The organism is Sulfitobacter maritimus, from assembly GCF_013346665.1.
Classification (GTDB): Bacteria; Pseudomonadota; Alphaproteobacteria; order Rhodobacterales; family Rhodobacteraceae; genus Sulfitobacter; species Sulfitobacter maritimus.
Window position 1 is genome coordinate 515,576 of the sequence record NZ_JABVBB010000038.1, and the last position, 19,345, is coordinate 534,920.

Genomic DNA, 19,345 nt, shown 5'->3' on the forward strand with positions numbered 1-19,345 from the left:
CTCATGCTTCGGGGCCGATCCGTCCGCGATTGGTGCCAATCTGTCCGCGATGCAGCAGCAGGTGATCCAGCAGCACGCAGGCCATCATCGCTTCGCCCACCGGCACCGCGCGGATGCCGACGCAGGGGTCGTGGCGGCCTTTGGTGATGATCTCGGTCTCTTCGCCCTGCTTGGTGATGGTGCGCCGTGTGGTTAGGATGCTGGAGGTCGGTTTGACGGCGAAGCGCACGACCACGTCCTGCCCGGTGCTGATCCCGCCCAAGATACCGCCCGCGTGGTTCGAAGAATATTCCGGCCCATCGGGCCCCATGGTGATCTCATCGGCGTTCAATTCGCCCGTCAGCATGGCCGCTGACATGCCTTCGCCGATCTCGACGCCTTTGACGGCATTGATGCTCATCATCGCGGCGGCCAGATCGGTGTCGAGCTTACCATAGACTGGCGCGCCGAGGCCCGCCGGCACGCCGCGCGCGGTCACTTCGATGATCGCGCCAACGCTACTGCCGGATTTGCGCAGCCCGTCGAGGTATTCTGCCCAGTCGTCCGCCGCATTGGCGTCCGGGACCCAAAAGGGGTTCTGATCGATCTGGTCCCAGTCGAACGCCTCGCGGTCGATCTTATGCGGCCCCATCTGCACCATATAGCCGGTGATCTGAAGCTGCGGGGCCAGCGCCTTGATCGCCTCACGCGCCAAACCGCCCGCTGCCACCCGCGCCGCCGTCTCGCGCGCCGAGGAGCGCCCACCCCCGCGATAGTCGCGGATGCCGTATTTCTGGAAATAGGTGATGTCGGCATGGCCGGGGCGGAACTTATCCTTGATGTCGCCGTAGTCTTTCGAGCGTTGATCGGTGTTCTCGATCATCAGCTGCACGGGCGTGCCCGTGGTGACACCTTCGAAGGTGCCCGACAGAATCCGCACCTCATCCGCCTCACGCCGCTGCGTGGTGTATTTGTTCTGGCCCGGTTTGCGCTTGTCGAGCCACTGCTGGATCATGCCTTCGTCGATCGGCACGCCCGGGGGGCAGCCGTCAATCGTCGCACCGAGAGCAGGCCCGTGGCTCTCGCCCCATGTGGTGACCCGGTAAAGATGGCCAAAGCTGTTGATCGACATGGGCGGACCTCCTGTTGCCAAACCCTTAGCCGGGGCAGCGCCCTGCCTCAAGGGGATTTGCCTTGCCAATCATGCGGGGGGCATCTACCTCTGGCCTCACCTCGGGGGGCCTTAGGGCTGAGATGTGCGTGTTGTGCGGACCCGTTGAACCTGAACCGGTTAACACCGGCGGAGGGAAGGTCAGGACAGACATCCACCTTTTACCTTTCGCCGCAAAAGGAGGATGCAATGAAGTATCTTACACTTGCTGCGGGCGTCATGGGCGCATCGGCGGCTTGGGCTGAAACGCCTGAACTGACGGTCTATACCTACGACAGTTTCGTCACCGAATGGGGGCCGGGCCCCGCCATCCAAGAGGGGTTCGAGGCCGAATGTGGCTGCGACCTGAAATTCGTTGGCATGGGCGATGGCGCGGCACTGCTTGCGCGGCTCAAGCTTGAGGGCGCACGCTCTGACGCGGATATCGTGCTGGGGTTGGACACCAGCCTTGTTGCCGCCGCGAAAGAGACCGAGTTGTTCGCGCCGAGCGGGTTGCAGGTCGACTACGACCTGCCGATTGCTTGGGACGATGAGGTCTTTGTTCCCTACGACTGGGGTTATTTCGCCTTTGTCCATGGCACCGATCTGGACGCGCCTGCCGACTTTAAAGCGCTTGCAGAGAGCGATCTGAAAATCGTGATTCAAGACCCGCGTTCTTCGACGCCCGGTTTGGGGCTGCTGATGTGGGTCAAAGCGGCCTATGGCGACGACGCGCCCGAGGTATGGGCAGGTCTGGCCGATAACGTGGTGACCGTCACCAAAGGCTGGTCCGAAGCCTACGGTCTGTTCCTCGAAGGTGAAGCCGACATGGTGCTGAGCTACACCACCTCCCCCGCCTACCACCTGATTGCGGAAGAGGACGACAGCAAGACCGCAGCACTGTTTAACGAAGGCCACTACATGCAGATCGAAGTGGCGGGAAAGCTCGCGGGGTCGGATCAGCCCGAACTCGCGGATCAGTTCCTGCAATATCTCGTGTCCGACGCGGCGCAGTCGGTGCTGCCCACGACCAACTGGATGTATCCCGCCGTGACGCCCAAAGACGGTCTGCCCGAAGGGTTCGAGGGCATGATCGAGCCCGGTAAGGCGCTCTTGGTGCCGAACGGAGATGTGCCTGCGCTCCGTGAGGAGGCACTGGACGAATGGCTGACCGCGCTGTCGCGTTAAGCGGCAAGACGGGGCTTTTCGCCGCCGCGCTCGTCGCGGGGCTGATCCTTGCCGCTCTGATCGCTGTTTTCATGGCGGCCGATGTGGCGGCAGGGCTTGGCGCCGCAGACTGGGCGGCGGTGCGGTTCACTGTGACGCAGGCAGTGTGGTCGGCGGTCTTGTCGGTACTGCTGGCCGTGCCGGTCGCGCGGGCGCTGGCGCGGCGGCGGTTTTGGGGGCGCGGGGCGTTGATTACGCTGCTCGGTGCGCCCTTTATTCTGCCGGTGATCGTGGCCGTGCTGGGGCTGCTGACGGTCTTTGGACGCTCGGGCGTGCTGAACCAGTTTGGCGGGGCTCTGGGCCTGCCGCCGGTGTCGATCTACGGGCTGCATGGCGTGGTGCTGGCGCATGTGTTCTTCAACCTCCCGCTGGCAACACGGCTTTTGCTGCAAGGCTGGCAGAGCATTCCATCCGAGCGGTTTCGGCTGGCGGGGCAGCTTCAGATGACCCCGCGGGCGCTGTTTCGGGCGCTGGAATGGCCGATGCTGCGGCAGGTTCTGCCCGGTGTGACGGCGCTGATCTTTGTGATTTGCCTCACCAGTTTCGCCGTCGCGCTGACGCTGGGCGGCGGGCCGCGTGCGACGACGATCGAACTGGCGATCTATCAGGCGTTTCGGTTTGACTTCGATTTGGGGCGGGCGGCGCTTTTGTCGGTGGTGCAGCTTGTGCTCGCGGGGGCTGCGGCGGTTGCGGCGCTGTGGCTGATCCCGCCGATCAGCTTGGGCGGCGGGCTAGACCGGCCTCTGCGCCGCTGGGATGCGCGCGGCGGAGGGCAACGGTTGCTCGACATTACCGTGATTACGGTTGCCGCCTTGTTTTTGCTGTTGCCTCTGGGGGCCGTGGTGTTGCGCGGATTGGTAGGTTTGGGGCAACTGCCGCCTTCGGTTTGGCAAGCCACGCTGAACAGCATTTTGGTGGCGGGTCTCAGCGTCTTGGTGCTGGCTGCGTTCGCGCTGCCAATGGCGGGATGGATCGCCACACGGCGGCGCGGTGGGGTCGAGGCGATTGGTCTGATGGGACTTGCGGCTTCTCCGCTGATGATCGGCACGGGCTGGTTTATTCTGATTAATCCGGTGCTGGATCCCGCGCGGCTGAGCCTGCCGGTTACGGCGTTGGTCAACGCGCTGATGGCGCTGCCCTTCGTGCTGCGCATTCTGGTGCCGCGCCTGCGCGAGACATTGCAGGATTTCGGGCCGCTGACCCAAACGCTCGGCATGCAAGGCTGGGCGCTCTGGCGGCTGTTGGTCTTGCCGCGCCTGCGTCCACAGTTGGGCTTTGCGGCGGGGCTCACCGGGGCGCTGTCGGTGGGCGACCTCGGCGTGATCGCGCTCTTTGCCGATCAGGAGCGTGCGACGCTGCCCTTGCAAATGTATCGTCTGATGGGGGCCTACCGGATGGAGGCCGCAGCAGGAGCGGCACTGTTGCTGCTGGTCTTGGCGCTGGCGGTGTTTTTTGTCTGCGATAAATGGGGACGCTGGCATGCTGACGCTTGAAGAGATGCGCATTAAGCGGGGTGAATTCAGGCTGGTCGCTGACATGACGCTCGCACAAGGGCGTAGCTATGCCGTGATCGGCCCCTCTGGGTCGGGCAAGTCGACCTTGTTGGCGGCGATCTGTGGTTTCGTGCCGGTGGCTGCGGGGAGGCTGCTACGGGACGGCGCGGAGATCACGGACCAGCATCCGGGTCAGCGCGGCATGACGATGCTATTTCAGGACAATAACCTGTTTCCGCATCTCACCGTGCGGCAGAACGTCGGCCTTGGCCTGCGTGCGGATTTGCGATTGCGGGCGGCGGATCGGGAACAGGTCGATGCCGCACTTAGGCGGGTGGGCCTCAGCGATCACGCCATTAAACGCCCCGGTGCGTTGTCCGGTGGACAGCAAAGTCGTGTGGCCTTGGCGCGGGTGCTCGTGCAAGCGCGGCCTTGGGTGCTGTTGGATGAACCCTTCGCCGCCCTTGGCCCGGCGCTTAGGGTCGAGATGCTGGATCTGGTCCAAGACCTCGCCCGTGAGACCGGGGCAGGATTGATCATGGTGACCCATGCGCCGGAAGACGTGCGCCGCATCGCGGATGAGGTGATTTTTGTCGAAGGCGGGCGTGCCCATGCGCCGGGGCCGGCGACAGAGTTGCTCGACAACCCGCCTCCGGCCCTGCGCGCTTATCTCGGTTAGGCGGCGGAGGCTTTTGAAATTTTCGGGGCGGTTTCTTGTGAAGAAAACGTCTCCAGCGCTTGGGTCATGCCGAGTGCGGCCTGCGCGGCCTCGCGCCCCTTGCTGACGAAGTGGTCGCGATAGATCGCGTTGTGATGATCCGTTTCCTGATAGTGGTGCGGAGTGAGCGAGACCGACAGCACCGGCAGATCGCAGTCCAGCCCCACCCGCATCAGCCCATCGACCACCGCCTGCGCCACGAAGTCATGGCGATAGATACCGCCATCCACCACGAAGGCTGCGCAGATCACAGCGTCGTAGCGCCCCGTCTTGGCCAAACGCTGTGCCATGAGCGGCAGTTCAAAGGCACCGGGAACAGCGAAACTGTCCACCTGTGCGGCGTCGATAATTTCGGTAAACCCGTCATAGGCGCGGTCGACGATATCCGTATGCCAACTGGCGCGCACAAAGGCGAAACGGGCGGAACGTTCTTGTGTCATGGTGATCTCCTTTAGGTTCAGACACGTCCACCCAAGGCGATCACGCGCACAGACCGAGCAGGTGCCCTGCCTGTGTTCGCATTCTCTTCCATCCGGACTGTGACCGTCGGCTCTGGAATCGCACCAGATCTGCTGACACCTCGCGAAAGGCCGCTCGCGGGCTTGCGGGGGACCGCTTACCGCCGGTGGGGAATTTCACCCCGCCCTGAGAATGATCGCAGGTTGCCAAGATGCCGGACCCTCTGCAATACCAAAAAAAGAAGGAACGGCCTGATGCATCCAAACCCTATATTCCGCAAAGAGGGCCGTGACCGGAACCTCGGTTTCGCCCGCGACGTCGGCTTTGGTGTGCTGGCGATGAACGCCGAGGAGGGGCCATTGATGGCGCATGTGCCCTTCATTCTAAATGAAGCGGGGGATCTGGCGGAACTGCATCTGGTACGCTCGAACCCCATCGCGCGGGCGCTGAGAACTCCGCAGTCGGTGCGTTTGGCGGTAACCGGGGCCGACAGCTATGTTTCGCCCGATTGGTACGGGATCGAAGATCAGGTGCCGACATGGAACTACGTCGCCGTCCATCTGACTGGGCTGCTCGAAATGCGCCCGGCAGAGGCGTTGCCTGACCTGCTGGCGCGGCAATCGGCGATCTATGAGGCGCGACTGGCGCCCAAGACGCCATGGAAGATGGACAAGATGTCACCCGAGGCGCGGGACAAGATGCTGCGTATGATTGTACCCTGTCAGATCCGCGTCACCGGGATCGATGGCACGTGGAAGCTGGGTCAGAACAAAGCTGATGCCGTGCGTTTGGCGGCGGCGGATCAGATGTCGGCACATGGGTTTGGGACGGACCCGGCGTTGATGGCGGACCTGATGCGGGGGGTGTGATCGCCGTTGCGTCGCGCACCGCACCGTTGAATAGTATGGTAAACCAACGGGGGACTTCACGTGAAACTATTCTATTCTCCAACTTCACCCTATGTCCGCAAGGTTATGGTGTTGCTGCACGAAACTGGCCAGTTGGACGATGTCGCGCTGGAGCCGACCTCTGGCACGCCATTGGCCCCGGCAGAGGGTTTTGCAGAAAAGAATCCGCTCACCAAAGTGCCTGCGTTGGAGCGGCCTGATGGCTGCACACTCTATGATAGCCGAGTGATTTGCGCCTATCTGGATGATCGGGCTGGCGCCGGGCTTTACCCCAGTGGACCAGCGCGGTGGGACACATTGACGCTGGAAGCGACCGCGGATGGGATGCTCGATGCCGCTTTGGCCATGGTCTATGAGGGCAAGCTGCGCCCCGAAGACAAACGCATGGCGGAATGGGTCGAAGGTCAATGGAGCAAAGTTGAACGCGCCTGCAAGACGCTGAATGCCCGCTGGACCGCCCATCTTGCCGGTCCATTAAATATGGGGCAAATCGCGCTTGGCTGCGCTCTGGGCTATCTTGATTTCCGTCATGGTACGCGCGATTGGCGGGCCGGAAACCCGGATTTGGCGGCTTGGTTCGATAATTTTGATTCGCGCCCGGCAATGACGCATACGGCACCGCCACAGTAATTAGGCCGTATTGATATTGCCACATTCGCGGTATTTTTGCCGCGCTGTAGCGGTCTGGTAAGCGATTGCGCGGCTTTGACATCTGGACGGGCGCGGTCCATCCCGGTAGATAGCGCCCAGAAGTCAGGTGGCAAGGTGACGCCACCCCTGTATCTGACGGCCAGATTTGGCCAAGAATTGGAGTAAACCCGTGTCCCAAGCAGAAGAACACGCAGGCACCCGGAGGGATTTCCTGTATTACGCGACAGCCGGTACAGGTGCCGTCGCCGTTGGTGCCGCCGTCTGGCCTTTGGTCAACCAGATGAACCCCTCTGCCGACGTAAAGGCGCTGTCATCCATTCGTGTGGATGTATCTGGCGTTGATGTCGGGACGCAGCTCACTGTGAAGTGGCTGGGCAAGCCCGTATTCATCCGCCGCCGCACTCAGGCCGAGATCGATGAGGCGAAATCCGTCGATGTCTCCAGCCTGCCCGATCCGATCGCGCAGAACGAGAATCTGACTGGCGATGTGCCTGCTACCGACGAGAACCGCGCCTTGGACGAAAACGGCGAATGGCTGGTTCAGATGGGCGTTTGTACGCACCTTGGCTGTGTGCCTTTGGGCGATGCGGGTGACTTTGGCGGCTGGTTCTGCCCCTGCCACGGGTCGCATTACGACACGTCGGGCCGCATCCGCAAAGGGCCGGCGCCACGCAACTTGCCGGTGCCTGTCGCCGAATTCGTGGACGAGTCCACGATTAAACTGGGTTAAGGGAGCGGAAGAGAATGTCTGGAATTCCTCACGACCATTACGAGCCGAATTCGAACGGCGAAAAGTGGCTGCACCGCCGCCTTCCCATCGTCGGCCTGATGTATGACACATTGATGATACCCACACCAAAGAACCTGAACTGGATGTGGATCTGGGGCATCGTGCTGGCCTTCTGTCTGGTGCTGCAAATCATCACCGGCATCGTTTTGGTGATGCACTACACGCCGCATGTCGACATGGCTTTCGCGTCGGTTGAGCACATTATGCGCGACGTGAACGGCGGCTATATGATCCGCTACCTGCATATGAACGGCGCATCGCTGTTCTTTATCGCGGTCTATGCCCACATCTTCCGTGGTCTCTATTACGGCTCCTACAAGGCTCCGCGTGAGATCACGTGGATCATCGGCATGTTGATCTATCTGCTGATGATGGCGACAGGCTTCATGGGCTACGTTCTGCCGTGGGGTCAGATGTCCTTCTGGGGTGCGACGGTTATCACCGGTCTGTTTGGCGCGATCCCCTTCATTGGCGAAGGTTTGCAGACCTTCCTGCTGGGCGGGCCTGCCGTTGATAACGCGACGCTGAACCGCTTCTTCTCGCTGCACTACCTGCTGCCCTTTGTGATCGCGGGCCTCGTGATCCTGCACATCTGGGCCTTCCACACCACCGGCAACAATAACCCCACCGGGGTCGAAGTGCGCCGCACGTCGAAGGAAGAAGCGCAGAAAGACACGCTGCCGTTCTGGCCTTACTTCGTGATCAAGGACTTGTTCGCTCTGGCCGTGATCCTGACCGTGTTCTTTGCGGTTGTTGGTTTTATGCCGAACTACCTCGGCCACCCGGACAACTACATCGAAGCGAACGCTCTGGCGACGCCTGCGCATATCGTGCCGGAATGGTACTTCCTGCCCTTCTATGCGATCCTGCGGGCCTTCACCTCTGAGGTCTGGGTTGTGCAGATCGCCTCTTTCGTGACCGGTGGCATCATCGACGCCAAATTCTTCGGCGTGCTGGCCATGTTTGGCGCGATTGCTGTCATGGCGCTGGTGCCGTGGCTCGACACCTCCTCCGTGCGTTCGGGCCGCTATCGTCCGATGTTCAAATGGTGGTTCGCGCTGCTGGTGATCGACTTCTTCGCCCTGATGTGGCTGGGCGCGATGCCGGCGGAAGAGCCCTATGCGACCTTCTCGCTCATCGCAGCAGCCTATTGGTTCGCCTACTTCCTCGTTATCCTGCCCATCTTGGGCGTGATCGAGAAGCCATTGGCGCAGCCTGAAACCATCGAAGCCGACTTTGATGCGCATTATGCGCCCAAGGCAGGCGGCACCAAGACGCTTGTGAACCCGGCGGAATAAGGATCATGACAATGATGAAGACCAACCTCCTTTCTGCTGTGGTCACTTTGGGCCTCGCCCTGCCGGGAACGGCAGTGCTGGCACAGGACACAGCGACGGAAGAAGAACTGCTGACCACTCCGGCGGAAACGCCGGAGGCCGAGGCTGAGACTGCACCTGCGGAAGCTGAGATCACTGCTCCGGTGGAAGACGCACCCGCAGACTCAGCGGCGGAGGCGGACGCCCCTGCTGAGGCCGAGGCCGCTGAACCTACGCCGGAACTTGAACCGGCGCCAAGCGAAGCGCCTGTGGATGCGGAAGCACCTGCTGAGGAAGCCGACCCGGAAGAAGCGCCTGTAGAGGAAACGACTTCTGAAGAGGCGCCTGCGGAAGAGGTGACAACCGAAGAAGCCGCTCCAGAAGAGGCACCGGTTGCGGACGTAACGTCCGAGGAAGCGCCTGCGGAAGCAGAAGCAACCGAAGACGCGACAGCCGAAGAAGTAACGCCAGGCGAAGCTGTTGAAGACGCGCCTGCGGAAGACCAGGCAACGGACGACGCTCAGTCGACCGCCGAAGAGAACGCGGAAGCCGAAGTCATCGTCGAAGACGACGCCGCGGGCCAGGCCCATAGTGACGATCCCGAAGTGGGTGTCATGAACGATGAAGATCATGGCGACGCCGAAGCAGATCATGCGGCAGCCGAGGATGACCACGGCGGTGATTCTCATGCCACCCCGCATATCGAGAACATCGACTTCTCCTTCGACGGTCCTTTCGGCGCCTATGATGTAAACCAGCTTCAGCGCGGCCTGCAGATCTACACCGAGGTTTGCGCGGCTTGCCACGGTCTGGAATATGTCGCGATGCGGACATTGGCGGACGAAAGCGGTCCGAACATGCCCGAAGAGCAGGTGATCGAATACGCCAAGGGTTATGACGTTTATGACGCCGAGCTGGACGACACCCGCCCCGGCACCCCGGTCGATCACTTCCCTGGCTCCAACCTGCCCAACGCGCCTGACCTGTCGCTGATGGCGAAAAAGCGCGCGGCTTTCCACGGCCCCTATGGTCTGGGCATCAACCAGTTCCTCAAAGGCATCGGTGGTCCTGAATATATCACCGCGCTGCTGACTGGTTATACCGGCGAGGAAAAGGAACAGGCGGGCACGGTGCTTTACGAGAACACCGTTTTCCCCGGCGGCTGGATCGCCATGGCGCCGCCCCTGTCGGATGAGCTGGTCGAGTTCGCGGATGGGCACGCCAATGATGTGCAGCATCTGTCCGAAGACGTTTCTGCCTTCCTGATGTGGACGGCGGAGCCCAAGCTGGGCGCGCGTAAACAAGCTGGGTTCACCGGTGTTGTGCTGCTGGGTCTGCTGTCGGTGCTGCTGTACCTGACCAACAAAAAGCTCTGGGCACCGGTCAAGAACCGCCGCAAAGGCGACTGAACAGGTCGCTAAGTTCAAAAGATTAAAGGGGCGTCGGGAAACCGGCGCCTCTTTTGCATTTGGGTTGATGGTTTGATGTGGGCGGGGCGCGCTGCACAACTGAGTGGCACACCAGACATCGGCCTCTCTACCCCCGGAGAATGATTTTACTCCGTTTTAACAGACAGATTGGCCAGCGATCTTCGCAACACGATGGCCCATGGCGTGCGCCCTGATTGCCTATCGAGGAAAGCGCTACCCTTCGGGTTTCATGTCAGGCGGTAAGCTGCTCGCCTGCGATACCGGTAATCTTGGCGCTTACAATCTGCCCCTCAGCCTGAGGCTCGGCAAAGCGCACCTCCGTAAACTGCGCCGTGCGCCCCATATGAGGGTTCTCCATGAGCACCTCGTGGGTCCGCCCCACCTGCTGCTGCAAGTGGCGCTGCACCTGCTTCACCCCTGCTGCGCGCAAACGTGCCGCACGTTCCTTGATCGCCGCTCCGTTAACCGCAGGCATCCGTGCCGCAGGCGTGCCGGGGCGGGCGGAATAGGGAAAGACATGCAGCCAAGTCAGGTCACATTCCTCGACCAGCTTCAGCGAGTTTTCGAACATCGCCTCCGTTTCGGTCGGGAAGCCGGCGATGATATCGGCGCCGAAGGTCATATCGGGGCGCAGCGCGCGGGCCTCTTGCGCGAAGCGGATTGCGTCGTCGCGAAGGTGCCGTCGTTTCATGCGCTTAAGGATCATGTCGTCGCCGTGCTGCAGCGAGAGATGCAAATGCGGCATCAAGCGCGGCTCGGCGGCGATGGCCTGCATCAGGTTCTCGTCCACTTCGATCGAATCGATCGACGAAATCCGCAAACGCGGCAGATCAGGCACCAGCCTCAGAATGCGCATCACCAAGTCACCGAGCTTTGGCGTGGCGGGCAGGTCGGCGCCCCAAGAAGTCAGGTCGACCCCGGTGAGCACCACCTCGTTAAAGCCCTTATCCACCAGACGCTTGATTTGGTCCACCACCACGCCCGCCGGGACCGATCGGGAATTGCCCCGGCCATAAGGGATGATGCAGAAGGTGCAGCGGTGGTCGCAGCCGTTCTGGACCTGCACATAGGCGCGGCTGCGGGTGCCGAAACCGTCGATCAGGTGGCCTGCCGTCTCGGTCACCGACATGATGTCGTCGACCTGTACGGTCTCGGTCTCGCCGATGAAATCGGCGGCCATGCCCTGCCATGTCGCGCCCTGCATTTTCTCGGTGTTGCCAATGACGGCGTCGACCTCGGGCATGGCGTTGAAGGTCTCGGGTTCGGTCTGCGCCGCGCAGCCGGTGACGATCAGTCGGGCTTCGGGGTGGGCCTTGCGCAGCTTGCGAATGTCCTGCCGCGCCTTGCGGACGGCCTCGGCGGTGACGGCGCAGGTGTTGACCACCACGGCGTTCTCCAGCCCTGCCTGTTCGGCCAACTCCTTCATCGCTTCAGTCTCATAGACGTTGAGACGGCAGCCCATGGTGCTGAAAATCGGGGCGCTCATGTCAGGCTCTCCAGAAATGCGGGGGTGAGGGTGCCCGAGAAGACATGCATCGTCGGCCCAGTCATCCAGACGCCGTCCTCGCACCAATCGATATGCAGCGTGCCGCCGTCGAGGTCGATGCGCACGGCGCGACCGGTGAGGCCGCGCCTCGCAGCAGCCACGGCGGTGGCGCAGGAGGAGGAGCCCGAGGCCAGCGTCACGCCGACGCCACGTTCCCACACGCGCATGCGGATGTGGTCCGGCCCGACGATCTGCGCGACCTGCACGTTGGTCCGTTCTGGGTAGAGCGGATCATGCTCGGCGCGGGGGCCGAGATCGGAGAGGTCCACGGCTTCGGCATTTTCGACGAAGAAGGTGCAATGTGGGTTGCCCATGCCAGTGGCGACGGGATCGCCCTCGATGGGCAGATGCAGCGTGTCCATTTCGCGCGCCAGCGGCACCTCGTCCCAATCGAGCTGCGGGTGGCCCATATTGACAGAGGTTAGGCCATTGCCCACGTCTTTCGCCGCCAGATCGCCCCGCGCGGTGGTCAGATGCAGCGAATCGCGGCCCGTGTCATCCATCAGATAACGCGCGATGCAGCGTGTGGCGTTGCCACATGCGGCGGAGAGGGAGCCGTCACTGTTGTAAAACGTCAGGTGCGCGTCGCCGGTCCCTCGCGTGATCACTGCAAGCTGATCGAATCCCACACCAAATTGCCGGTGCCCGATGCCCTGCGCCATCGCCGGGGTCACGTCGATCGCCTCCGCGCGTGCATCGAACACGACGAAGTCATTGCCAAGCCCATGCATCTTCATGAAGGGCAATCCGGGGGTCTGAGCGTTATACATTCGGCGCATATAACCCCGGCATGAAAACTAATCCAGCATCTCGCATTATTTTCGTGATTAAGGGCTTGACCCTGCCGCCTGTAATTTCTAGTTACCCGCCTAGTGGGCCGTTAGCTCAGTTGGTAGAGCAACTGACTTTTAATCAGTAGGTCGATGGTTCGAACCCATCACGGCTCACCACTCACTCACCCTCCCTTCCTAGTGATGCAGATGAGGTGTTTGGTGTCGTGAAAGCGGTTTTGCCTATTCCTGCCCGCGCAGCCGCGCGGAGCGTCGGCGTAGGGCTTCCAACACGAAAAGCATTGTCGCCGAGAGCACCACGAGAAGCGTCGCCACCGCGAGAATCGTCGGGTTGATCTGCTCGCGCAGGCCCGAGAACATTTGGCGCGGAATCGTGCGCTGTTCGGGGCCCGCGAGGAAGAGCACCAGCACCACCTCGTCAAAGGATGTGACGAAGGCGAACAGACCGCCGGAAATCACGCCGGGGCGGATGAGCGGAATCACCACGTCCCAGAACACTTTGATTGGCGAGGCCCCAAGGCTTAGCCCCGCGACGAAGAGCGAGCGGTCGAAGCCACTGAGGGTGGCGGTGACGGTGATGATGACGAAGGGCACGCCAAGCGCCGCATGCGCGATGATGAGGCCGGTGAAGGTGCCGACAAGATTGAACTGCGTGTAGAAGAAGAACATCCCCGCCGCGATGATGATCAGCGGCACAATCATGGGCGAGAGCAGCAGCGCCGTGATCACCCGTTTGAAGGGCATCCAAGGCGAGGCGAGGCCGACGGCTGCCAGCGTGCCCAGCACGGTTGCGATGCTGGCCGCCGCGATGCCCACGAGGAAGCTGTTACGGATTGCGATGCGCCATTTTTGGTCGTCCACGATCTCTTGATACCAGCGCGTCGAATAGGCGTCCGGGTCGAGCGACAGCATGCCTTGGGTGAAGGTAAAGAACGGCTCGGCGTTGAACGACAGCGGCATGATCACGAGGATCGGCAACATCAGGAAGATCAGCACCAAGGCCGCCATGATGCGCAGGCCGTAGTGGCCCGCTTTGTGCCAGATCGTGTAATAGTCGGGCAATGGGCTCATGACGTCATCCCAGCTTGAGGTTGTCGGTGCCGACGAAACGGTCGAACAGCCAGTAGAGAACGAGGATCAGGATCAGCAGGAGCGAGCCCAAGGCCGCCGCGAGTTCCCAGTTGTTGGACACTTGCATGTGGAAGGCGATGATGTTGGAAATCATCTGCCCATCGGTGCCGCCCACCAGCGCGGGCGTGATGTAGTAGCCCACGGAGATGATGAAGACCAACAGCGCCCCGGCTGAGAGGCCCGGCAGGCTCATCGGCAGGTAGATTTTGTACCACGCGCCAATCGGGTTGCTGCCCATCGAAATCGCGGCGCGCATGAAGCTTGCGTCGATCCCCCGCATCACCGCGTAGAGCGGCAGCACCATGAAGGGCAGCAGGATGTGGGTCATGGCGAGGATCGTGGAAAACTCATTGTAGAGCAGTTCGATCGGCTCGTTGATTAGCCCGGCCCAGAGCAGGGAGGAGTTCACCACGCCTCCGGCCTGCAGCAGCGCGATCCACGCAGTGGTGCGCACCAGCAGCGAGGTCCAGAAGGGCAGCAGGACAAAGACCATCAGAAAGTTCGCCGTCGCGGGGCTGGCCTGCGACATGTAGAAGGCCAGCGGGTAGCCCAGCAGCATCGTCAGCCCGGTGATGATCAGCGCCATCTTTAGCGTCTTGGTGTAGAGTTGCTTGTAGATCTGCGTGTCGCGCTGGACGATGTCCCCTTCGGAGTCGTACTCCATATCGACGGCGGTGAGGTAGTAGCTCGACGTATAGACCTGCCCGGCGCTGCGGATTGCGCGCCATGTGGCCGGGTTGCTCCAACGGTCGTTCTTCTCCAGCAGCATTTCTGCGCCGTTGGCCGCAAGTTCGTCGTCATCGGCACGGCGCAGCCCGCGGGCGGTGGACTTTACCACGCTCGACATGCCGGGCAGGGCGCGGTTGATTTCATCCGCAAAACGGCCAGAGGTGCGATCGTTTGCCATGCGTTTCATGTCGATGGCAAACTGGGTGATCGTCGCCTCATCGGGCAGGTCTTCGCCTTCCCAGTCTTCCAACATCGCCAGCGTCTCGGGCACCAGTTCCGCCACAGTGGGGTTATAGACACTGCGGAACAGCATCGTGGTGATCGGCGCAACAAATGCAAAAAGGATGAAGACCAGCAGCGGCACCACGAACAGAAACGCCTGCGTGCGACGTCTGCGCATTTGGCGACGGGCGTTGGCGGCGTCTTGGGAACTGAGGCTGGACACGCGGTTACTCATCTATAGGGGGTAGAGCCCCGCGCCCGGTAAGGCGCGGGGCAGGGTGCTTATTGCAGCAGCCATTCGTTGAACTTCTCGCCCAACGTCTCGCCGTAGTCGGCCCAGAAGATGCCATCGGCTTTGACGCCTTCATCAAGATGCGCGGTCGGCAGGTCTTGCTTGACCTCTTCGGGCAGCAGCGCCTGAGCGGAGTTGCGCGTGGGGCCGTAAGCCACGTCCTGCATGCCCGAGAGCGGCACGGTGCCGGTAGCGAACTTGATGAACTCCATCGCCTCTTCTTTCTTCTCGGTGCCCTTCATGATTGCCCAAACGTCGAGGTCGTAGATGTGACTGTCCCAGACGATCTCGAAGGGGGCGCCATCATCCTTGATCGCGGCGAAGATACGGCCATTGGCGGATTGCACCATAGTGGCCCCGCCGTCGTTCAGCAGAACGGGGGCCTGAGACCAGCTGTCGTACCAAGTGATGTCGTCTTTGATGGTGTCGAGCTTGGCAAAGGCGCGTTTCTGGCCTTCTTCGGTGGCGAGCACCTCATAGACTTCTTCGGGGGCGACGCCATCGGCCAGCAGTGCCCATTCCAAGTTCACTTGCGGACGTTTGCGCAGACCACGTTTGCCGGGGAACTTCTCGGTGTCAAAGAAGTCTTCAATGGTTTTCGGGCCTTCGCCGTTTTCGGTGTTCACCGCAAAGACGACGGACCAGACGATGTTGCCGACGCCGCATTCATTGGCCAGCGCGTCTTCGATAAAGTCCTCCGCCGCCGGGGTGCCATCGTCGCCATCGGGCAGAACCGATTGGTCGATCACTTCCAGATAGCCTTCGGCGCAGGCGCGTTCGAGGTCGATCACTTCGATGTCGACCACATCCCAAAGGATGTTGCCCGCTTCGACCTGCGCTTTCATCTCAGCCACGCCGCCGCCGTAGTCTTCGAACAGGACGTTGGTGCCGGATTTATCCATATAGGGCTGGATCATATGCTCCATCTGTGCGGCGCCATAGGCCCCGCCGAAGGACGTCACCGTCAGGTCTTCGGCCATGGCGGGGCTGGCGATCAGCGCCGCGGTGGCCAGATAACTCAGATGCTTCTTCATCGGTCTCTCCTTGTTGTGTCCAGGTTTTATGCAGGGCCCCGGTTTGCCCTCGGTCGCCTTTAATCGGCAAAGGCGATGCAGTCTTTCGTCAGGGACAACAGCTGCGCCATCGCGCCCTCTTCGAACTCGGGCGCGGACAGGTCGTTGAGCACTTTGACGATAATGTCGGTGCTGTCCGGCAGGCGGAAATAATAGCGGATGAAATCGCCCACATAGATGCGCGTGACGAAAGTCGCCGTTAGCGCGTTGTCATGGGCATGGGTCGTGGGATGGATGAACAGTTTCTCGGGCCGGATCGAGACGCGGCATTGCGCGCCTTCGGTCAGCCCTTCGGAGGTTTGCGTGGTGATCGTGCCGGTATCGGTCTCGACCTTGGCGATCTCGCCCTCGATCCGGGTGACGCGGCCCTGCACGAAATTGTTCTCGCCGATGAACTCGGCCACGAAGGCATTCACCGGGCGCTCGTACAATTCCGCGGGCGGGGCGCATTGCTGCACCACACCGTCGTTAAAGACGGCGATCCGGTCGGACATCGACAGCGCCTCGGTCTGGTCGTGGGTGACGTAGATGACGGTAAAGCCGATCTGCTTGTGCAGGCGGGTGATCTCAAACTGCATCTGTTCGCGCAGGTTCTTGTCGAGCGCGCCCAAGGGTTCATCCATCAGGATCAGCGTCGGCTGAAAGATCATTGCGCGGGCCAGTGCCACGCGCTGCCGTTGCCCGCCCGACAGTTGACCCGGGCGGCGGTCGCCAAAGGCCGACAGTTCCACTAACGCCAGATACTCCGCCACGCGGTCCTTGATTTCGGCCTTGGGCATCTTGCGCACCGACAATGGATAGGCGAGATTTTCGGCCACCGTCATATGCGGGAACAGGGCGTAGTTTTGGAACACCATGCCGATGTTGCGTTTGTTGGGTGCGGTTTTGTTAATGGACTTGCCACTGATGGCAATGTCGCCCGAAGTGACGCTCTCAAACCCTGCCAGCATCATTAGAACTGTGGTTTTGCCGGAGCCGGAGGGGCCAAGGAGGGTGATAAACTCCCCCTCTTGCACGTCCATATCGAACCCTTTGACCACGAGGTTTTGCTGGTCATAGCTCTTCTTAACGTTATCAAAACGCAGAAAAGCCTCTGCTTTGGTATCTTTCATACTGGCGCGGCTCTCCCCTGTCGCTGAGGGGAGTTAAACAGGTGCGGTGATTCTTAACAATACGCGCAATGAAACGCTGACATTGCGAGAGGAAGGGGGGGTAAATATCGAAACAAGCTCTCTCACTTGCTGCGGAATTATGGTGCCCAGGAGAGGACTCGAACCTCCACACCGTTGCCAGTACTAGCACCTGAAGCTAGCGCGTCTACCATTCCGCCACCTGGGCACGTATCGTGGGGGTGCTCTAAGGCTCGGCTGAGCGGCTGTCAATCGCAATTTGGCCGAAACTTCGAAAATCCGTGTTGCTGCGCACCGATCTTGGGGGTTTTGCCTTGTTACAGGGGCAGCGCGCAGGTACATCCTGTGAAAGAATAAGCTACAGGAGCGGCAGAATGTCTAAGCTGGTCACGATTTATGGCGGTTCGGGGTTTGTCGGACGCTATATCGCGCGTCGCATGGCCAAGGCCGGCTGGCGGGTGCGGGTGGCGGTGCGTCGTCCGAATGAAGCGCTTTTCGTGCGTACATATGGCGTTGTCGGTCAGGTCGAGCCGATCCTTTGCAATATCCGTGATGATAATTCTGTGCGCGCGGCGCTGCGCGGGGCTGATGCGGTGGTAAGCTGTGTGGGCGTGCTGGTGGAGAGCGGCAAGAACGGCTTTGATGCCGTGCAATCCGAAGGGGCCGAACGCGTGGCGCGGCTGGCTGCGGAGGAAGGCGTTGCCCGGATGGTGCAGGTCTCGGCCATTGGGGCTGATATGAACGCCGATAGCGATTATGCCCGCACCAAGGGCGAAGGCGAGGCGGGTGTGCAAAAGCACATGCCGGGGGTCGTGATCCTGCGTCCTTCGATCATGTTCGGGCCGGAAGACTCCTTCTTTAACCGCTTTGCTGGCATGACCCGTATGGGACCGATCCTTCCGGTTGCGGGGGCGAATACGCGGTTCCAGCCGGTCTATGTTGATGATGTGGCAAAGGCGGCTGAAAAGGCGCTTATCGGTGGTGTCGCGCCGGGTGTCTATGAGCTTGGCGGTCCGGATGTGGATACCTTCCGTGGGTTGATGCAGCGGATGCTTCAAGTTGTACATCGTCGGCGGCTCGTGCTGAACATGCCATGGATCGTTGCGAAGGTGATGGCCTTTGGTTTCGACCTGCTCCAGACCGTTTCGATGGGGCTGTTCACCAACACAATGCTCACGCGGGATCAGGTCAAAAACCTGCGCAATGACAATGTGGTAGGAGCTGATGCCAAAGGCTTTGCCGAGCTGGGCATTACCCCGGTGTCGATGGAGTCGGTGCTGCCTGATTATCTGTGGCGGTTCCGGCCTTCGGGTCAGTATGACGCCATCAAGGCTTCCGCACGGAATTTACGGCAGGGCTAATGGAAAACTCGACAACGTTGATCGCCGCCTTTCTGGGTTTGCTGGAAGGGCTGACGGAGTTTATTCCTGTCTCATCTACCGGGCATCTATTGGTGGCCGGGCATTTTCTAGGTTTTGAAAGCGCAGGGCGCACCTTTGAGGTGGTGATCCAGTTGGGCGCGGTGCTGGCGATCCTGACGGTCTATTCAACGCGGCTTTGGGCGGTGTTTTCGGCAGCGCCGCATGACCCGCAAGCGCGCCGGTTTATCTTGTCGGTGCTGGTGGCTTTCTTGCCTGCGGTTTTCGTGGGCGTTCTGGCGCATGACTTTATTAAGACGGTTCTGTTTGAGACCCCGCTGCTGATTGCGGTGATGTTGATCTTGGGCGGGATCGTTCTGGTGGTTGTGGACCGGATCGCGCCACCGACAACGGAGCCGGACGCGATGCGGTTTCCGCTGCCGATGGCGCTGAAAATCGGGGCTATTCAGTGCCTTGCGATGGTGCCGGGGGTGTCGCGCTCAGGGGCGACGATTGTGGGGGCGCTGATGCTGGGCGCGAGCAAGCGGGCGGCGGCGGAGTTTTCGTTTTTCCTGTCGATGCCGACGATGGCGGGCGCTTTTGCCTATGACTTTTACAAGAACCGCGACGTGCTTGATGCCTCGGCGATGGGCGAGATCGCGGTGGGCTTTGTCCTTGCTTTTATCACGGCGGTGGTCGTGGTGCGTTGGGTGCTCGATTACGTCGGGCGCTATGGTTACGCGCTGTTTGGCTGGTGGCGAATCCTTGTCGGCGGGGTCGTGATACTGGGGCTCTGGGCTGGCCTGTAGGGCTGGTAGGTCCGCATCGGACCTTAAATGATGCATAAAAATGATCTCCGGGTGGGGTGAAAGCCCGGAAAGCGGCAATTATGGCAGCATTGCTGTCTTTTATTTGCCGAGGCGCTGTCGTATGCGGGTCTTCTGACGAAATT

Annotated in this window: 18 protein-coding genes, 2 tRNA genes and 2 riboswitches; of the genes, 11 read left to right on the top strand and 9 right to left on the bottom strand. The window is 61.1% G+C overall.

Annotation, left to right across the window (positions count from 1 at the left end):
* Position 1: 1 nt before the first annotated feature.
* Positions 2–1,111: a chorismate synthase gene (gene aroC, locus HTT03_RS17295; RefSeq protein ID WP_174861028.1), complete on the bottom strand. Its 1,110-nt coding sequence runs from the start codon at positions 1,109–1,111 to the stop codon at positions 2–4.
* Between the two features lie 92 nt (positions 1,112–1,203).
* Positions 1,204–1,305: riboswitch (TPP riboswitch) on the top strand.
* A 34-nt stretch (positions 1,306–1,339) separates the two neighbouring features.
* Here aroC and thiB point away from each other — a divergent pair.
* The 3 genes from thiB to HTT03_RS17310 are packed head-to-tail and all read left to right on the top strand — an operon-like array spanning position 1,340 to position 4,528.
* Entirely contained in the window at positions 1,340–2,317 is a 978-nt protein-coding gene (gene thiB, locus HTT03_RS17300; RefSeq protein WP_174861029.1) for a thiamine ABC transporter substrate binding subunit, read from the top strand.
* Positions 2,293–3,849 carry a thiamine/thiamine pyrophosphate ABC transporter permease ThiP gene (locus HTT03_RS17305; RefSeq protein WP_174861030.1) on the top strand — a complete coding sequence of 519 codons (1,557 nt, stop codon included), beginning with the start codon at positions 2,293–2,295 and terminating at the stop codon, positions 3,847–3,849. Before thiB ends, HTT03_RS17305 begins: the two co-directional genes overlap by 25 nt.
* Positions 3,836–4,528 (top strand): thiamine ABC transporter ATP-binding protein, encoded by a 693-nt coding sequence (locus HTT03_RS17310; protein ID WP_174861031.1) that lies wholly within the window; start codon positions 3,836–3,838, stop codon positions 4,526–4,528. Before HTT03_RS17305 ends, HTT03_RS17310 begins: the two co-directional genes overlap by 14 nt.
* On the opposite strand, the gene HTT03_RS17315 is transcribed toward HTT03_RS17310, so the two are convergent.
* Positions 4,525–5,007, bottom strand: coding sequence for a 6,7-dimethyl-8-ribityllumazine synthase (locus tag HTT03_RS17315; RefSeq protein ID WP_174861032.1), 483 nt, complete (start codon positions 5,005–5,007; stop codon positions 4,525–4,527). The genes HTT03_RS17310 and HTT03_RS17315 overlap by 4 nt on opposite strands.
* Positions 5,008–5,083: 76 nt before the next feature.
* A riboswitch (FMN riboswitch) is annotated at positions 5,084–5,224 on the bottom strand.
* A 56-nt stretch (positions 5,225–5,280) separates the two neighbouring features.
* Between HTT03_RS17315 and HTT03_RS17320 the strand changes: the two genes are divergently transcribed.
* From HTT03_RS17320 to HTT03_RS18770, 5 genes are all read left to right on the top strand, one after another.
* The gene (locus tag HTT03_RS17320; RefSeq protein ID WP_174861033.1) at positions 5,281–5,895 is read left to right on the top strand and encodes an FMN-binding negative transcriptional regulator; all 615 of its coding nucleotides are present in this window, start codon (positions 5,281–5,283) and stop codon (positions 5,893–5,895) included.
* Positions 5,896–5,955: 60 nt separating this feature from the next.
* Positions 5,956–6,564, top strand: a complete 609-nt coding sequence (locus HTT03_RS17325) for a glutathione S-transferase N-terminal domain-containing protein (RefSeq protein ID WP_174861034.1) — start codon at positions 5,956–5,958, stop codon at positions 6,562–6,564.
* A gap of 190 nt (positions 6,565–6,754) precedes the next feature.
* Positions 6,755–7,315: a ubiquinol-cytochrome c reductase iron-sulfur subunit gene (gene petA / locus HTT03_RS17330; RefSeq protein ID WP_174861035.1), complete on the top strand. Its 561-nt coding sequence runs from the start codon at positions 6,755–6,757 to the stop codon at positions 7,313–7,315.
* 14 nt (positions 7,316–7,329) lie between these two features.
* A complete protein-coding gene (gene petB, locus HTT03_RS17335; RefSeq protein WP_174861036.1) occupies positions 7,330–8,673 on the top strand; it encodes a cytochrome b in 1,344 nt (447 codons plus the stop codon).
* A 632-nt stretch (positions 8,674–9,305) separates the two neighbouring features.
* Positions 9,306–10,100 carry a cytochrome c1 gene (locus HTT03_RS18770; protein WP_425506334.1) on the top strand — a complete coding sequence of 265 codons (795 nt, stop codon included), beginning with the start codon at positions 9,306–9,308 and terminating at the stop codon, positions 10,098–10,100.
* 253 nt (positions 10,101–10,353) lie between these two features.
* Here HTT03_RS18770 and mtaB read toward each other — a convergent pair whose 3' ends face one another.
* Both mtaB and dapF read right to left on the bottom strand, forming a co-directional pair.
* A complete protein-coding gene (gene mtaB / locus HTT03_RS17345; RefSeq protein WP_174861038.1) occupies positions 10,354–11,607 on the bottom strand; it encodes a tRNA (N(6)-L-threonylcarbamoyladenosine(37)-C(2))-methylthiotransferase MtaB in 1,254 nt (417 codons plus the stop codon).
* Positions 11,604–12,437, bottom strand: coding sequence for a diaminopimelate epimerase (gene dapF / locus HTT03_RS17350; RefSeq protein WP_174861257.1), 834 nt, complete (start codon positions 12,435–12,437; stop codon positions 11,604–11,606). The genes mtaB and dapF overlap by 4 nt, the downstream gene beginning before the upstream one ends.
* A 104-nt stretch (positions 12,438–12,541) precedes the next feature.
* On the opposite strand from dapF, the gene HTT03_RS17355 reads away from it, so the two are divergent.
* A tRNA-Lys gene (locus tag HTT03_RS17355) sits at positions 12,542–12,617 on the top strand.
* Positions 12,618–12,680: 63 nt separating this feature from the next.
* Here the strand turns inward: HTT03_RS17355 and HTT03_RS17360 are convergent.
* The 5 genes from HTT03_RS17360 to HTT03_RS17380 form a co-directional block, all read right to left on the bottom strand.
* Positions 12,681–13,529, bottom strand: coding sequence for an ABC transporter permease (locus tag HTT03_RS17360; protein WP_174861039.1), 849 nt, complete (start codon positions 13,527–13,529; stop codon positions 12,681–12,683).
* 4 nt (positions 13,530–13,533) lie between these two features.
* The gene (locus tag HTT03_RS17365; RefSeq protein ID WP_174861040.1) at positions 13,534–14,763 is read right to left on the bottom strand and encodes an ABC transporter permease subunit; all 1,230 of its coding nucleotides are present in this window, start codon (positions 14,761–14,763) and stop codon (positions 13,534–13,536) included.
* 59 nt (positions 14,764–14,822) lie between these two features.
* Positions 14,823–15,866 (bottom strand): ABC transporter substrate-binding protein, encoded by a 1,044-nt coding sequence (locus tag HTT03_RS17370; RefSeq protein WP_174861041.1) that lies wholly within the window; start codon positions 15,864–15,866, stop codon positions 14,823–14,825.
* Between the two features lie 59 nt (positions 15,867–15,925).
* A complete protein-coding gene (locus HTT03_RS17375) occupies positions 15,926–17,017 on the bottom strand; it encodes an ABC transporter ATP-binding protein (protein ID WP_174861042.1) in 1,092 nt (363 codons plus the stop codon).
* Between the two features lie 140 nt (positions 17,018–17,157).
* A tRNA-Leu gene (locus tag HTT03_RS17380) sits at positions 17,158–17,243 on the bottom strand.
* A gap of 166 nt (positions 17,244–17,409) precedes the next feature.
* On the opposite strand from HTT03_RS17380, the gene HTT03_RS17385 reads away from it, so the two are divergent.
* Positions 17,410–18,396, top strand: a complete 987-nt coding sequence (locus tag HTT03_RS17385) for a complex I NDUFA9 subunit family protein (protein WP_174861043.1) — start codon at positions 17,410–17,412, stop codon at positions 18,394–18,396.
* Complete coding sequence (locus HTT03_RS17390; protein WP_174861044.1) at positions 18,396–19,202, top strand: undecaprenyl-diphosphate phosphatase; 807 nt, start codon at positions 18,396–18,398, stop codon at positions 19,200–19,202. The genes HTT03_RS17385 and HTT03_RS17390 overlap by 1 nt, the downstream gene beginning before the upstream one ends.
* The last annotated feature ends 143 nt before the right edge of the window (positions 19,203–19,345 follow it).

Coding starts and splice junctions, on each gene's coding strand:
- HTT03_RS17360 (WP_174861039.1), bottom strand. CDS start 13,529: ATGAGCCCATTGCCCGACTATTACACGATCTGGCACAAAGCGGGCCAC.
- HTT03_RS18770 (WP_425506334.1), top strand. CDS start 9,306: ATGAACGATGAAGATCATGGCGACGCCGAAGCAGATCATGCGGCAGCC.
- aroC (WP_174861028.1), bottom strand. CDS start 1,111: ATGTCGATCAACAGCTTTGGCCATCTTTACCGGGTCACCACATGGGGC.
- HTT03_RS17310 (WP_174861031.1), top strand. CDS start 3,836: ATGCTGACGCTTGAAGAGATGCGCATTAAGCGGGGTGAATTCAGGCTG.
- HTT03_RS17370 (WP_174861041.1), bottom strand. CDS start 15,866: ATGAAGAAGCATCTGAGTTATCTGGCCACCGCGGCGCTGATCGCCAGC.
- dapF (WP_174861257.1), bottom strand. CDS start 12,437: ATGTATAACGCTCAGACCCCCGGATTGCCCTTCATGAAGATGCATGGG.
- petB (WP_174861036.1), top strand. CDS start 7,330: ATGTCTGGAATTCCTCACGACCATTACGAGCCGAATTCGAACGGCGAA.
- HTT03_RS17305 (WP_174861030.1), top strand. CDS start 2,293: ATGGCTGACCGCGCTGTCGCGTTAAGCGGCAAGACGGGGCTTTTCGCC.
- HTT03_RS17385 (WP_174861043.1), top strand. CDS start 17,410: ATGTCTAAGCTGGTCACGATTTATGGCGGTTCGGGGTTTGTCGGACGC.
- thiB (WP_174861029.1), top strand. CDS start 1,340: ATGAAGTATCTTACACTTGCTGCGGGCGTCATGGGCGCATCGGCGGCT.
- HTT03_RS17375 (WP_174861042.1), bottom strand. CDS start 17,017: ATGAAAGATACCAAAGCAGAGGCTTTTCTGCGTTTTGATAACGTTAAG.
- HTT03_RS17320 (WP_174861033.1), top strand. CDS start 5,281: ATGCATCCAAACCCTATATTCCGCAAAGAGGGCCGTGACCGGAACCTC.
- HTT03_RS17390 (WP_174861044.1), top strand. CDS start 18,396: ATGGAAAACTCGACAACGTTGATCGCCGCCTTTCTGGGTTTGCTGGAA.
- HTT03_RS17315 (WP_174861032.1), bottom strand. CDS start 5,007: ATGACACAAGAACGTTCCGCCCGTTTCGCCTTTGTGCGCGCCAGTTGG.
- mtaB (WP_174861038.1), bottom strand. CDS start 11,607: ATGAGCGCCCCGATTTTCAGCACCATGGGCTGCCGTCTCAACGTCTAT.